Origin of the sequence: Streptomyces lydicus, from assembly GCF_001729485.1 — a bacterium.
GTDB lineage: Bacteria > Actinomycetota > Actinomycetes > Streptomycetales > Streptomycetaceae > Streptomyces > Streptomyces lydicus_D.
In genome coordinates this window covers 5,641,232-5,654,632 of the sequence record NZ_CP017157.1, presented here as the reverse complement: position 1 = coordinate 5,654,632, position 13,401 = coordinate 5,641,232, and the positions used below count along the sequence as shown (strand labels likewise).

General features: G+C 72.3%; 14 protein-coding genes. 9 read left to right on the top strand and 5 right to left on the bottom strand.

Annotated features, from left to right (window positions below; all coding sequences use genetic code 11):
- Positions 1-112 precede the first annotated feature (112 nt).
- The 3 genes from pcaC to SL103_RS24625 all read left to right on the top strand — a co-directional run bounded on the left by pcaC (position 113) and on the right by SL103_RS24625 (position 2,936).
- A complete protein-coding gene (gene pcaC / locus SL103_RS24635; protein ID WP_069571126.1) occupies positions 113-1,396 on the top strand; it encodes a 4-carboxymuconolactone decarboxylase in 1,284 nt (427 codons plus the stop codon).
- 66 nt (positions 1,397-1,462) lie between these two features.
- Positions 1,463-2,104, top strand: coding sequence for an MBL fold metallo-hydrolase (locus SL103_RS24630; protein ID WP_069571125.1), 642 nt, complete (start codon positions 1,463-1,465; stop codon positions 2,102-2,104).
- Between the two features lie 52 nt (positions 2,105-2,156).
- Positions 2,157-2,936, top strand: a complete 780-nt coding sequence (locus tag SL103_RS24625; protein ID WP_069571124.1) for an exodeoxyribonuclease III — start codon at positions 2,157-2,159, stop codon at positions 2,934-2,936.
- A gap of 5 nt (positions 2,937-2,941) precedes the next feature.
- On the opposite strand, the gene SL103_RS24620 is transcribed toward SL103_RS24625, so the two are convergent.
- On the bottom strand, positions 2,942-4,765 hold the full coding sequence (locus tag SL103_RS24620) for an SGNH/GDSL hydrolase family protein (RefSeq protein ID WP_069571123.1): 1,824 nt from the start codon (positions 4,763-4,765) through the stop codon (positions 2,942-2,944).
- 214 nt (positions 4,766-4,979) lie between these two features.
- Between SL103_RS24620 and SL103_RS24615 the strand changes: the two genes are divergently transcribed.
- From SL103_RS24615 to SL103_RS24595, 5 genes are all read left to right on the top strand, one after another.
- Complete coding sequence (locus tag SL103_RS24615; protein WP_069571122.1) at positions 4,980-5,420, top strand: DUF6278 family protein; 441 nt, start codon at positions 4,980-4,982, stop codon at positions 5,418-5,420.
- 140 nt (positions 5,421-5,560) lie between these two features.
- Entirely contained in the window at positions 5,561-6,304 is a 744-nt protein-coding gene (locus SL103_RS24610) for an amino acid ABC transporter ATP-binding protein (protein WP_069571121.1), read from the top strand.
- A 14-nt stretch (positions 6,305-6,318) separates the two neighbouring features.
- A complete protein-coding gene (locus tag SL103_RS24605; protein ID WP_069571120.1) occupies positions 6,319-7,248 on the top strand; it encodes a glutamate ABC transporter substrate-binding protein in 930 nt (309 codons plus the stop codon).
- Between the two features lie 19 nt (positions 7,249-7,267).
- Complete coding sequence (locus SL103_RS24600; protein WP_069571119.1) at positions 7,268-7,912, top strand: amino acid ABC transporter permease; 645 nt, start codon at positions 7,268-7,270, stop codon at positions 7,910-7,912.
- Positions 7,909-8,781: an amino acid ABC transporter permease gene (locus SL103_RS24595; protein ID WP_069571118.1), complete on the top strand. Its 873-nt coding sequence runs from the start codon at positions 7,909-7,911 to the stop codon at positions 8,779-8,781. The genes SL103_RS24600 and SL103_RS24595 overlap by 4 nt, the downstream gene beginning before the upstream one ends.
- Positions 8,782-8,826: 45 nt before the next feature.
- Here SL103_RS24595 and SL103_RS24590 read toward each other — a convergent pair whose 3' ends face one another.
- From SL103_RS24590 to SL103_RS24580, 3 genes are all read right to left on the bottom strand, one after another.
- The gene (locus SL103_RS24590) at positions 8,827-9,291 is read right to left on the bottom strand and encodes a hypothetical protein (protein ID WP_069574071.1); all 465 of its coding nucleotides are present in this window, start codon (positions 9,289-9,291) and stop codon (positions 8,827-8,829) included.
- Between the two features lie 69 nt (positions 9,292-9,360).
- Positions 9,361-9,816: a pyridoxamine 5'-phosphate oxidase family protein gene (locus SL103_RS24585; RefSeq protein ID WP_069571117.1), complete on the bottom strand. Its 456-nt coding sequence runs from the start codon at positions 9,814-9,816 to the stop codon at positions 9,361-9,363.
- A 92-nt stretch (positions 9,817-9,908) separates the two neighbouring features.
- A complete protein-coding gene (locus SL103_RS24580; protein ID WP_069571116.1) occupies positions 9,909-11,504 on the bottom strand; it encodes an alpha/beta fold hydrolase in 1,596 nt (531 codons plus the stop codon).
- 170 nt (positions 11,505-11,674) lie between these two features.
- On the opposite strand from SL103_RS24580, the gene SL103_RS24575 reads away from it, so the two are divergent.
- Entirely contained in the window at positions 11,675-12,553 is an 879-nt protein-coding gene (locus tag SL103_RS24575) for a class I SAM-dependent methyltransferase (protein WP_079145951.1), read from the top strand.
- Here SL103_RS24575 and SL103_RS24570 read toward each other — a convergent pair.
- Positions 12,538-13,368 (bottom strand): alpha/beta fold hydrolase, encoded by an 831-nt coding sequence (locus SL103_RS24570; RefSeq protein WP_244304027.1) that lies wholly within the window; start codon positions 13,366-13,368, stop codon positions 12,538-12,540. The two genes, SL103_RS24575 and SL103_RS24570, sit on opposite strands and share 16 nt — an antisense overlap.
- Positions 13,369-13,401 lie beyond the last annotated feature (33 nt).

The following is a 13,401-nucleotide window of genomic DNA, read 5'->3' as shown; positions in this document are numbered from 1 at the left end:
AGGCTCTGACCTGCGCAAACCCTGCTCCGGGGCGCGGTCGCCGGCCGTGCTCCGAGGGCTCTTCCTGACCCGGGTGTCAGGATCGTGTCAGATAGTTCGATAGCTTGGCCGGGTGAGTGAGAAGACCCTGCAGCACCGGATCGACGGCCCCGACGACGCCCCCGTACTCGTACTGGGCGCCGCCCTCGGGACCACCTGGCACATGTGGGACCGGCAAATCCCCGAGCTGACCCGTCAGTGGCGGGTCATCCGCTTCGACCTTCCCGGGCACGGCGGCTCGCCCGCCCACGCGGCGCCCTCGATCGCCGAGCTGGCCGACCGCCTGGTCAGCACCCTCGACGGGCTGGGTGTCGAGCGCTTCGGCTACGCCGGCTGCGACATCGGCGGTGCCGTCGGCACCCAGCTTGCGCTCACCCGCCCGCACCGGGTCACCTCCCTCGCCCTGGTGTCCTCGTCGCCGCGCTACGGCACCGCGGACGCCTGGCGCCAGCGCGGCGTGGTCATCCGGACGAACGGGCTCGACCCGATCGCCCGCACCGCGCCCGAGCACTGGTTCACCCCCGAATTCGCCGGCGCCCAGACCGCCATCGTCGAATGGGCCGTCCAGATGGTGCGGACCACCGACCCCGGCTGCTACATCGCCGCGTGCGAGGCGCTCGCCGCCTTCGACGTACGGTCCTCCCTCAGCCGCGTCGGCGTCCCCACGCTCGTCGTCGTCGGCTCCGAGGACCAGGTGACCCCGACCACCGACGCCCGCACGCTGGTCGCCGGGATACCGGACGCGAGCCTGGCGCTGGTGCCCGGCACCTCCCACCTCGCGCCGGTCGAGCAGCCCGCGGCCGTCACCGAGCTTCTCATCCGGCACTTCAGCACCGCCTGGCACGACAAGCCGGGCCCCGGCAACCAGGCCGCCATCGGTGCCGCCGCCCCCAAGCCGCAGATCGCGCCCCCGCCGCCCCCGCAGGCGCCGCCCGTCGCCATCGAGTCCGGCGTCGCCCAGCCGCACCCGGCCCGCGGCGGCGCGTACGAGGCGGGCCTCAAGGTCCGCCGCGAGGTCCTCGGCGACGCCCACGTCGACCGCGCGGAGGCCGCCGCCGACGACTTCACCGGCGACTTCCAGGACTTCCTCACCCGGTACGCCTGGGGCGAGACCTGGACGCGCCCCGGCCTGGACCGCCGCACCCGCAGCATCGTCACGCTCACCGCGCTGGTCGCCCGCGGCCACCACGAGGAGCTGGCCCTGCACACCCGCGCGGCCCTGCGCAACGGCCTGACCCCCTCGGAGATCAAGGAAGTCCTGCTGCACACCGCGGTGTACTGCGGCGTTCCGGCCGCCAACTCCGCCTTCCGCGTGGCCCAGCGGGTCATAAAGGAGGAGACGACCCCCGAGAACTGACCGCCCGGGTGCCGGCGGGCGCGGTGATCGGCCGTGCGAGGGCCGGACGCGCGGCAAGATGGCCTCATGGAACTCATCAAGAAGACCCATGCCTGCGTCCGGCTGGAGAAGGACGGGCAGACGCTCGTCATCGACCCCGGTGTCTTCACCGAGGAGGACGCGGCCGTCGGCGCGGACGCGATCCTGGTCACCCATGAGCACATGGACCACTTCCACGAGGACCGGTTGCGGGCCGGTATGGAGGCCAATCCGGGGGCGGAGATCTGGACCCTGGCCAGCGTGGCCGAGCAGCTCTCCGCGGCCTTCCCCGGGCGGGTGCACACGGTGGGGGAGGGCGACACCTTCACCGCGGCCGGCTTCGACGTCGAGGTGCACGGTCAGCTGCACGCCGTCATCCACCCCGACATGCCGCGCGTCACCAACGTCGGCTTCCTGCTGGACGGCGGCGCGGTGTTCCACCCGGGCGACGCGCTCACCGTCCCGGAGGGCCGTACCGTCGACACCCTGCTGGTGCCCGTGCACGCGCCCTGGAACAAGGTCGCCGAGGTGATCGACTACCTCCGTGAGGTGGCGCCGCGGCGGGCCGTCGACATCCACGACAGCCTGCTCCGGGACCACGCCCGGCCGATCTACGACTCCATGATCGAAAAGCTGGGCGGCACCGACCACAGCCGGCTCGCGTCCGGCGGCAGCCTCCCGGTCGGCTGACGCCGGCCGGCTGCGGACCCGGCTGTCAGTACCTCGCTGTAGGTTGGCAGACATGCGCATCGCGACCTGGAACGTCAATTCGATCACTGCCCGCCTGCCCAGGCTGCTGGCCTGGCTGGAGAGCAGCAGCACCGACGTGCTGTGCCTCCAGGAGACCAAGTGCGCCGCCGAGCAGTTCCCGTACGAGCAGCTGCGCGAGCTCGGATACGAGGCCGCGGTGAACGCCAACGGGCGGTGGAACGGCGTCGCCGTGCTGTCCAGGGTGGGCCTGGACGACGTGGTCATGGGCCTGCCCGGCGGCCCGGACTACGAGGGGCTCCAGGAGCCGCGCGCGGTCTCGGCGACCTGCGGCCCGGCCCGCGTCTGGTCGGTGTACGTCCCCAACGGCCGGGAGGTCGACCACGCGCACTACACCTACAAGCTCGGCTGGTTCGAGGCGCTGAAGACGGCGGTCGCCGAGGACGCGGCGGGCACCCGCCCGTTCGCGGTCCTCGGCGACTACAACGTCGCCCCCACGGACGAGGACGTCTGGGACCCCGCCGTGTTCGTCGGCGCCACCCACGTCACGCCCGCCGAGCGCGCCGCGCTGGCCGCCCTGCGGGAGGCCGGCCTGTCGGACGTCGTACCGCGCCCCCTGAAGTACGACCGGCCCTACACGTACTGGGACTACCGCCAGCTCGCGTTCCCGAAGAACCGCGGGATGCGCATCGACCTGGTCTACGGCAACGAACCGTTCGCCAAGGCCGTCTCCGACGCCTATGTGGACCGCGAGGAGCGCAAGGGCAAGGGCGCCTCGGACCACGCCCCGGTCGTGGTGGACCTCGACGTCTGACCCCGTCACCCCCGCCCCGGTACGAGCGCCCGCAGGTCCACGGCCTCGCCCAGGGCCCGCAGGCCCGCGTCTCCGGGGTGGAGATGGTCCCCGCTGTCGTAGCCGGGCAGCATCCGCCCCGGCTGCGCGGGATCGCGGAGCACGGCGTCGAAGTCCAGGGTCGCGTCGAACGCGGCGCCGGCCTCCGCGCGGACGGCGGCGTTGACCGCCTGGCGCCGGGTCTCGACGGCGGCGGTGCAGTCGGGGTAGCCCGCACAGGGCGCGACGGTCGCCACGACCACCCGCAGTCCCCGCTCGTGCGCCCGCCGGGCCAGCGCCCGCAGACCGGCGACGACCTCCTCCGCCGAGGTCTCCCAGCGCACGTCGTTGATGCCCTCGAAGACCACCACCGTCCGCGCCCCGGGCTGCGCCAGCACGTCCCGCTCCAGCCGGTGCCGGGCGCTGACCCCGCCCGTGTCGGTGCTGACCCCGTCGCCCTGATAGCGGTCGGTGACGACGCGGTTCGCCGAGATGCCGTGGTTGAGCACGCCGTAACGCGGCAGCGCGTGCTGCGCCTGGAAGCGGGCGGCGAGCACGTCCGGCCAGCGGCGGTTGGCGCCACTGGTCGACCTCACCCCGTCGGTGATCGAATCGCCCAGCGCCACGACCGAGCCGGGGCCGCCCCGGACGTCGACCCCCGTCAGGAACGGCCAGCTGGTCAGCGTCTCCGGATAGGCCGCGCCCCCGGCGTCCCCGGTGCGGTCCCCGCTGCCGTCCGCGCTCAGGTACGAGAGCTGGGCCGCCTCCTGGTGCACCGGCGCCGCCGTGACCGTCCCCGGCAGGTGGAGGCTCACCAGCAGGTCGGTGCCCGGCGGCACGGTGAAGTCCGCCGGATCGCTGAACGCCTCCGCGCCGGCCGGCACGCGGACGCCGGTCCGTCCCCGCCCGAAGGTCAGCGGGACGGGCGTGTTCCTCGCCGCCGGGCCCGTGCCGCGTACCGCGATGCTGGCCGCCGCTATCTCCACCGGCGCCGCCGCGAAGGTGTTGGCGATCCGGATGCGGGCCCCCGGCCCGCCCGCGCCGCTGTGCACGACCAGCCGCAGTGTGCGGTCCGTCCACGGTCCGACGGCTCGGTAGCCGGCCGTGCTCGCCGCCCAACTGCCGGTCCGGCCGCGGGCGGTGTCCCGTACCGCCACCGCGAAGACGTGCAGCGTCCCGGCGGAGCGGGCCGCCCCGGGCAGCACCACGGACGCGACCTCCCGCCCCGGCCGCAGCGGCACCGCCACCGCGTACAGCCGCACCGGCCCCGCCGACTGCCCGCCGGCGCCGTTGAGATGCGGCAGCGCGACCGCCTTGGTGGTCAGCGGGCCGGACCGCCAGTCGGGCGCGGTGAGTTCGTAGGAGCTGCGCGAGCCGTCCCGGTAGCGCACGGTGCCGGTGCCACCGGCCGTGCCGCCCGTCCCGGCGACCAGGAACGCCAGCGCGTCGCCCCGGCCGCCCACCGCGACCGCCTGCCCGTCCGCCCGTACGTTGTCCGGTCGCCCGGCGGCCGTGCGGGGGCGGCTGAGCCGTGCCCCGTCGAGGGTGAGGACGCTGCCCGGCGACCAGCCGGCCGCCGCCAGATCCTGGGCGGACAGCGAGTGGCCCGCGCCGTCGAAGTCCGCGGCGCCGGGACGGGAGTTGTCACTGACGGCCGTGTTGTCGAACAGCCTCGCCAGGGGCTGCGGGGCGCGGGGGTGCGGGGTGCGGCCGGGCGAGGCGGCGGCGGCCGGGCCGGCCGGGGCGACGGCCGGCGACGCCGTCACGGCGAGCAGCAGGGTCAGGGCGGTGCCCCATCGTCGTAGGCGCATCGGTCGGTGTCCCTCCGGGAGGCGTCAACGGGCAGGTGTGCGCGGCGATCCGGCGGGCGCCCCGAGGCGCGAGGGGCTCCCGCGGATCGCGCCGATCCGATCCGAGCGCCATGAAGGTAGGGAGGTGGAGGGGGAGCGTCAAGGTGACGAACGGCGCGCGATCACGCCGCGCGCCTGTGGCCCGGACCACAGGTCCGGTGGGACCCTGCAGACCATGAACATGTCTTTCCTGGACAAGTGGCGCAAGCGGCACCGCGCACACGGTTCCGTGCCGCTCGCGGAGTCGGTGCGGGCCGATCCCGGCAGCGTCGTCGAGCTGCTGTCCGAATGCCCGCTGCTGCGGGCCCAGGCCACTGACGCGGGGGTGGAACTGGACGACTCCGTACGGTCGTTGGAGCGGCTGGACCAGCTCCAGCCGGTCTGGCGGGACGACCCGGAGGTGCTGCCCTGGCTGGGCAACGACGCGGGCCTGTACCTCGGCACGGTCCTGGTGCGCACGGTCCCGGGTGCGGTCTGGCACGTCTGGCCGGACGGTCAGCCGGTGGTCCGGCTGGCGTCCGGACGGGAGGTCGACGTGGTGGCGGCGGGGCACGACTGGGCCGACACGGGCGCCCCGGAACTGTCCCAGCTCTACGCCGAGGTCTCCGAGACCTGACGCCGGTGCGCGCGTGCGGCGGGATTGACTGACTTATCCGCCCCTGTGTGCCGTTACGTGCGTGTCAGCGGAGAAGTACCCCTTTTGCGCCGGTAGGTTGCAGGCTCTCGCTGTACGGATGAGAGTGGGCAGGACTGCATATGGCCGGTGATGCGCTGATCGAGATGCGCGGGGTCAACAAGCACTTCGGAGAGCTGCATGTTCTCCAGGACATCGACCTCACCGTCGGCCGCGGTGAGGTGGTCGTGATCATCGGGCCCTCGGGGTCCGGGAAGTCCACCCTGTGCCGAGCCGTCAACCGCCTGGAAACCATCGAGTCCGGCACCATCGAACTGGACGGCCGGCCACTGCCCGACGAGGGCCGGGCGCTCGCCCAGCTGCGCGCCGACGTCGGCATGGTCTTCCAGTCCTTCAACCTCTTCGCCCACAAGACCGTGCTGGAGAACATCATGCTGGCGCCGGTCAAGGTCCGCCGGAAGAAGAAGGACGAGGCCGCGCGGCGCGCCCGCGAGCTGCTGGACCGGGTCGGGCTCGCCTCCCAGGCCGACAAGTATCCGGCGCAGCTCTCCGGCGGGCAGCAGCAGCGCGTGGCCATCGCCCGCGCACTGGCCATGGATCCCAAGGTGCTGCTCTTCGACGAGCCGACCTCCGCGCTCGATCCGGAGATGATCAACGAGGTGCTGGAGGTCATGCGCCAGCTCGCCCGGGACGGCATGACGATGGTCGTGGTCACCCATGAGATGGGCTTCGCCCGCTCCGCCGCCAACCGCGTGGTGTTCATGGCGGACGGCCGGGTCGTCGAGGACCGCACCCCCGAGGAGTTCTTCACCGCACCGCGCAGCGAGCGGGCCAAGGACTTCCTCTCCAAGATCCTCAAGCACTGAACGGGGGCGCCGCGATGCCGCACCGTCACTCCACGCGCCTGCGCCGCACCCTGGTGGCTCTCGCGCTCGCCCTGCTCGCGCTGGTCGTCGCCGGCTGCGGCCGGGAGGGCAGCCCGCCGGTCAAGGGCCCCAAGGGCAGCGAACTGCCCACGTACCCCGTCGCGAAGAACTTCACCCTGCCGGAGTCGCCGACCTGGGAGAAGGCCAAGCGCCGCGGTCATCTCGTCATCGGCGTCAAGGAGGACCAGCCCTACCTCGGCGAGAAGGACCCGGCCACCGGGGTCTACACCGGCTTCGACATCGAGATCGCCAAGATGATGTCGGCCGCCCTCGGCTTCCCGCCCGACACCATCCAGTTCCAGACGATCTCCTCCGCCAACCGCGAGACGGCCCTGCAGAACGGCCAGATCGACATGTACGTCGGTACGTACACCATCAACGACAAGCGGAAGAAGCTGGTGGGCTTCGCCGGCCCCTACTACATGGCCGGCCAGTCGCTGCTGGTGCGCACCGACGAGAACGACATCAAGGGCCCGCAGGACCTGGCCGGCAAACGCGTCTGCTCGGCGGCCGGCTCGACGCCGTACCAGCGCATCCAGGCCGAGTACCCCAAGGCCGTCCTGGTCGCCTACGACACCTACTCGGTGTGCGTCGACAACCTGCTCACCTACCAGGTCGACGCGGTCACCACCGACGACGCGATCCTGCTGGGCTACGCCGCCAAGGTGCCCGAGGAGCTGAAGGTGGTCGGCAAGCCGTTCTCGGAGGAGCCGTACGGCATCGGCGTCCCGCGCGGCGACAACGCGCTGCGCTTCGCGCTCGACGACGCGCTCGCCGCGGCCGAGAGGAACGGCTACTGGAAGAAGGCGTACGACGCGACCCTCGGCCTGTCCGGGGCCCCGGCCCCCGAGCCGCCCCCGATCGACCGCTACCCGGCGACCTGAGGAGCCAAGGAACCGACCGATGAACGTTCTCCTCGACAACCTCTCCCTCTACGGGGAGGGCCTGCTGGGCACCGTCGAACTGACCGTGTACGCCTCGCTGCTCGCGCTCGTCCTCGGCTTCCTCATGGCGGCCTTCCGGGTCGCGCCGGTCGCCTCGCTGCGGGCGTTCGGCACGGCGTGGGTGACGGTGCTCCGCAACACGCCGCTGACCCTGCTGTTCTTCGCCGTCGTGCTGGGCCTGCCGCGCTTCGGGCTCGTCCTGCCCTTCAAGCTCTTCGCCATCCTGGCGCTCGGCTGCTACACCTCCGCCTTCATCTGTGAGGCGGTGCGGTCGGGCATCAACACCGTCCCGGTCGGTCAGGGCGAGGCGGCCCGCAGCCTCGGCATGACCTTTCCGCAGACACTCGGTGAGATCGTCCTCCCGCAGGCGTTCCGGTCCGTCATCCCGCCGATCGGCTCGACGCTGATCGCGCTCGCCAAGAACTCCGCGATCGCCGGCGCGTTCAGCGTCGTCGAACTGCTCGGCGTGTACAAGCCGCTCAGCGAGCTCGGCTACAACATCATCTGGACCTTCTTCTGGATCGCCGTCGGCTATCTGCTCGTGACCCTGACCATCAGCGCGATCTTCAACGTCCTGGAGAAGCGCTTCGGAGTCGCCTCATGATCACCACCACCGCCCTCTACGACGTTCCGGGACCGCGGACCCGGGCGCGGCACCGGCTCTACGGCATCGGCGCGACGGTCGCGATCCTGGCGCTGGTCGGCTGGGTCCTCTACCTCCTCTTCGCCACCGGGCAGTTCACTGCGGCGAAGTGGACTCCCTTCCTCTACAAGGGAATTCAGGAGCTGCTGCTCAACGGGCTCGCCAACACCCTGAAGGCGTTCGTCATCGCGGCGGTGCTGTCGCTGGCGCTCGGCGCGGTGCTGGCCGTCGGCCGGCTCTCCGCCCACCGGACCCTGCGCTGGGTGTGCACGCTGGTGGTGGAGTTCTTCCGGGCGATGCCCCTGCTGGTCATGATCTTCTTCATCTATGTGGCGCTCCAGGTGGCGCCGCTGCCCGCGCTGGTCGCCGGGTTGACGCTCTACAACGGCTCGGTGCTCGCCGAGGTCTTCCGCAGCGGCGTCAACGCCGTCGACCGCGGCCAGCGGGAGGCCGCCTACGCGCTGGGCATGCGCAAGACCCAGGTCATGACGCACGTGCTGGTGCCGCAGGCGGTCCGGGCGATGCTCCCGGCGATCATCAGTCAGCTGGTGGTCGCCCTGAAGGACACCTCGCTCGGCTTCCTCATCACCTATGAGGAGTTCCTGCACGCCGGCAAGCTCATCGCCTCCAACCTCGACTACGACCTGCCGTTCATCCCCGTCGTCATGGTCATCTCGCCGGTCTACATCGGGATGTGCATGCTGCTGTCCTGGCTGGCCAACTGGGTCTCCCGGCGGCAGCAGCGCAACCCCAAGGTCGAGGGCGTCGACGTGGCGGCGGCGGAGCCGGGCAACCTGATGACCGGCGGGCACCAGCCGCCCGTGCGGTGAGCGGCGCTCCCGGCGGCCCGGGCGTCCCCGGCCGGCGCCCGCCGCTCAGCGGACGCGGCGCGCCATCCAGGGGCTGAGCGCGCCGCGGAATATCAGCTCCCGGTACGTCTCGTCGCCGGGCAGCGGCACGACCAGCCACTGCCCGGGCGGGAAGAACCGCGTCGTGACGTGGGCGAGCCCGCCGTACACCGAGCGCAGGAACGCCGGTACCGCGTCCCGCGGCACATCGGCGAACTCCACGCCGTCCACGGTGATCGTCGCGTCGTCCTCCGGGAAGAGGTGAACGGTGACGGCCGGCGTGCCGCCCAGCTCCACGAAGACTTCGTGCGGCAGCGAGCCGTCCGGGTCCAGCACGGTGAACGCCCCGGCGGCGGTGCGGCGGGAGGTCCGGTCCGCGCCGATGTCGTCGGTGACCGTGACCTCCAGGCCGTGCGCGTCGGCGAGGTCACGGACGGCGGCGACGGCGGACTCGGTCGTCGGCAGGTGCGGGCGCGGTGCTGGATTCCCCATGTCCACGATCATGCCGCAGGGGAGGACGAAGACGGGCACACCGGCCCCGGTCGATCCGCAAGACACGGCCTACACGCGCCACACCCCGTCCCGCATCAACTCCCGCTCCGGCAGTTCGTTGGCCTCGCGCCACGCCAGTACCCGGCGCGGCCGGAAGGAGAGGAAGACCCAGGCTGCACGGCCGCGCGGGTCCCAGCCGAGCTTGGCGACGAACGCCGCACCGGTGTCGTCCGGCAGCGCGTCGGAGGCGAGGACCTCCGCCGTGCTCTCGATGAGCACCACGTCCCGGGTGGGCCCCAGGGCCACCCAGCACGCCCCGTCGGCCGCGAGGTTGCGGGCCGTCGGGTTGTTCTTCCTGGTGGCCATCACCAGCCGGTCGTCGTGCCAGACGAACGACAGCGGCATCAGGTACGGCGCGCCCTCGGGGGAGGCCGTGGACACCCAGGCGTCCTCGTCGTTGCGCAGTCGTTCGAGCGCGTCGCGCTTGCGTTGCCCGGCGTCGCGGGCCGATGGACGGACGGTCATGACGGGACGTTAACGGGTGTGCGCCGCCCGCCGCTTCGGCCGTCAGCCGTAGGACCGGGGTCCTACGGCTGACCGGAATCCGGCGCGCCCGCTCAGTCGCGCACCGGGACCGAGACGTACGAGGGGTCGGCCGCCGGCGAGGAGAAGGTCAGCCGGGCGCCGCTCGGGTTGTGCTCGATGTAGAGCGGGTCGACGGTGTCGACGACCACCGCGAGCCGGTGGCCGGCCGGGACGTCGTAGGCGGTGGAGAAGAGGTCCAGGTCGACGCCGAAGGGCTGGTCCGGGGTCTTGCCGTGGAAGGTGAACGGCGCGTGGGTGACCAGCTTGCCGAGGCCGAGCGGGCCCACGTCGTAGAGGTAGGCGACGGCGGTGCCGCTCTCGGCGGTGCTGCTCATGGTGGTGTGCAGATGGGTGGTGCCGCGGACCCGCTGCCCGGTCGGGTAGCGCTCGGACTGCCAGACGGCGGCCAGCGAGCGCGGCAGCAGCGGGATCGAGGCCATCGGCGGCAGCCGCAGGAACTGGTCCAGCATGCTGGAGAGGAAGATGACTCCGCCGTCGGCGCCGGAGTCCCAGTTGGTGTTGATCCGCTTGCTGCCGTCCAGTTCGATCCTGCGGTGCGCGGAGGGTACGTCCTTCCAGCTCGGGTACCCCTCGTACGCCCCGGTGGAGCGGGACTTCAACAGCACCGGGGACTCGCGGTCGATGCCGTTGTCCACGCCCTTGAGGTAGTGGTCGAACCACCGCTCGGTGTTGGTCCAGGTGTCGTTGGGGAGCCCGAACAGCCCGGTCGCCTCGGCCGTCGCGTGGTCGCCGGGCCGGAACTCCAGCCGCTTGGGGCCCTTGAGCTTCTCGTAGAAGTCCGCGTACTGGTTGGGCGGGAAGAGCGAATCGCCCCAGGCGTTCCCCAGCATGATCGCCGCGCCGTTCGCGTTGATCCGGTCGAGGTAGGTGGCGGGGGAGCGCTTCTTCCCCCACGCGATCATGTCCGGTTCCTTGTCGAGGTTGGACGCGAAGAAGTTCTTGAGGATCGTTTGGAGTTCGGGGCTGGGCCGCCCGGTCAGCGCGCCCGCCCCGCCGAGCATCGCCGCCGCCTGCACGTGCTGGGTGCGCCCGCTGTAGATCGAGTCGATCAGGTTCGCCCAGCCGCTGAGCGCCGCGACCGCCTTGATCCGCTTGTCGAACGCGGACGCCAGCAGGCTGATCCCGGCCCCGTACGAGACGCCGCCCATGCCGACCTTCTGCGGATCGGCCGGCGTGTGGGCGAGTGCCCAGTCGATGACCTTCGAGGCGTCGGCGATGTCCTGCGGACCGGCCGTCTCGATCTGTCCACCGGACTGCCAGAACCCGCGCGAGTTGTATCCGACGACGACATAGCCCGCGTCGGCCAGTTTCTTGGCCTGCGCCATGTATTCGACCTGCGGCATCGCCCAGCTGGTGGGCAGCACGATGACGGGGTAGCGCCGGGAGCCGTCGGCGTCGGCCGGGGTGAATACGTTCGCCTTGAGAGTGATCCCGCCGTCGCCCTCGATGTCGACGAACCGGACGGCAGGCCCGGCGGCCGCCGCGGTCCGGGCGGACTCCGGTGCGGCTGCCTCGGCGGTGGCCGGCGCGATGAGAACCGTGGTGGCCAGTACGGCCGCCGAGACGGTGCCGATCGCGGCACGCAGCGTCGTGCGGGAGGGCGTCATCTTCTGCTCCAGATCTCGAAGCGGGCCGGCCGTACGCTGTCCGAGGACAGGAGGGGCGCACGCCGGTCCGAGGTGACTGGAGAGTAAAGTCCGTTCCTTACCCGTGGTAACCCATCGGTAGGTTACGGGTGGGTAACACCCTTGAAAGCAAAGGAAGTCGGGGGACCGCGGTGCGGACACCGTTCGATGACAGTGAACGCCGGGCGTGGGCGGGGAGCGCGGCCGCGTACGGCGCCGGCTTCGGCAGGCTCTGCGCGTACACGGTGCCGTGGCTGCTGGACGCGGCGGGGGTGGCGGAGGGGACGCGGGTGCTGGACGTCGGGACGGGCACCGGCTCGGTGGCCGCGGCGGCCGGTGCGCGCGGCGCGCGGGTGACGGCCGTGGACGCCGAGCCCGATATGGCCCGGCGGGCCCGCGACCTGGTGCCCGGTGCCCGCGTCCAGATCGCCGCGCTGCCGCAACTGCCGTTCCGTGACGGACGGTTCGACGCCACCGTCGGCAACTTCGTCCTCAACCACGTCGGACGCCCGCGGGCGGCCCTGGCCGAGCTGCGGCGGGTGACCCGGCCGGGCGGGCGGATCGCGCTGACGATCTGGGCGGCGCCGCCGGCGCCGGGGCAGGCGCTCCTCGGGCGCGCCGTCCGGGCGGCCGGCGTGGAGCGCCCGCCGGAGGTGCCGGCGCTCGCGCCCGAGGACGACTTCCCGCGCACGGTGGAGGGTATGGCCGGTCTGCTGCGGGGTGCGGGGCTGGTGCGGGCCGGCTGCCGTCCGCTGGTCTGGGACCACCGGGCGACGCCCGAGGAGTGGTGGCACGGCCCGGCGGCCGGAGTGGCGACCATCGGCCGGATCGTGACCGGCCGGGGACCGGTCGTAGCCGAGCGGATCCGCCGTCAATTCGCTCTGCTGGCAGCCGAGTTCACCGAACCCGACGGCGCCTTGGTGCTGCCGCACGCGGCCTTGCTGGCGTACGGGGAGGTGGCCGGCGGGGGCGCGGAGGCCGGTGCCGGCGCGGCACTCGGTGCCGACCGGGGCGGCTACGACGCGCGCTGAGCGGCCGGCGTGGGCACCGCGGGCAGACCGTCCAGGAAGTCCGCCAGCACGGTGTTGAATTCCCCCTCCCGCTCCAGATTGGGCATGTGTGCCGTCCCCTCGATGACCGCCAACGTGCCGTCGGGCACGCGCTCGTGGAGGACGCGGGCATCGCTCACCGGGGTGTACTCGTCGTCCGCACCGACCACGACGAGCACCGGCACCGCGATGTCCGCGAGCAGCTCCGTGTAGTCGGGGCGTTCGGCGCGCCCGCGCAGGGCCGCCGCCGCGCCTTCGGGCGGGGTACCGGTCATCATGCCCAGGACGTGGTGGGCCACCTCCGGGCGGTGTGCCGCGGTGTGCGGCGCGATCATCTTCGTCAGGACCTCGCGGGCGTAGCCGTCCATCCCCTCCCGTACGAGACGGTCCGCCATGGCGTGCCGGGCGGCCCGGCCCTCGGCCGTCTCCGCCGCGGCGAAGGTGTCCGCGAGGACCACGGCGCGTATCCGGTCCGGGAGGAGCCGGTGGAACTCCATGACGATCTGCCCGCCCATCGACAGGCCGCCGAGGACGAAGCGCTCGATGCCGAGCCGGTCGAGCAGCGCCACGGTGTCACGGACGAAGGTCTCCAGCGGCGTGGTGCCCGGCACCACCGAGCTCTCGCCGTAACCGCGCAGGTCCGGGGCGATCACCCGCCAGCCGGCCCGGGCGAAGTGCTCGATCTGCGGGCGCCACATCGAGCGGTTGAACGGATGGCCGTGCACGAGGACCAGCGCCTCGCCGCTGCCCCGGTCCTCGTAGCCGATGGTGATCTCTTCGAAAACTGCGGTTCCCACCCTGCGCATCCCCTCTGCGGCGACTTGACACCT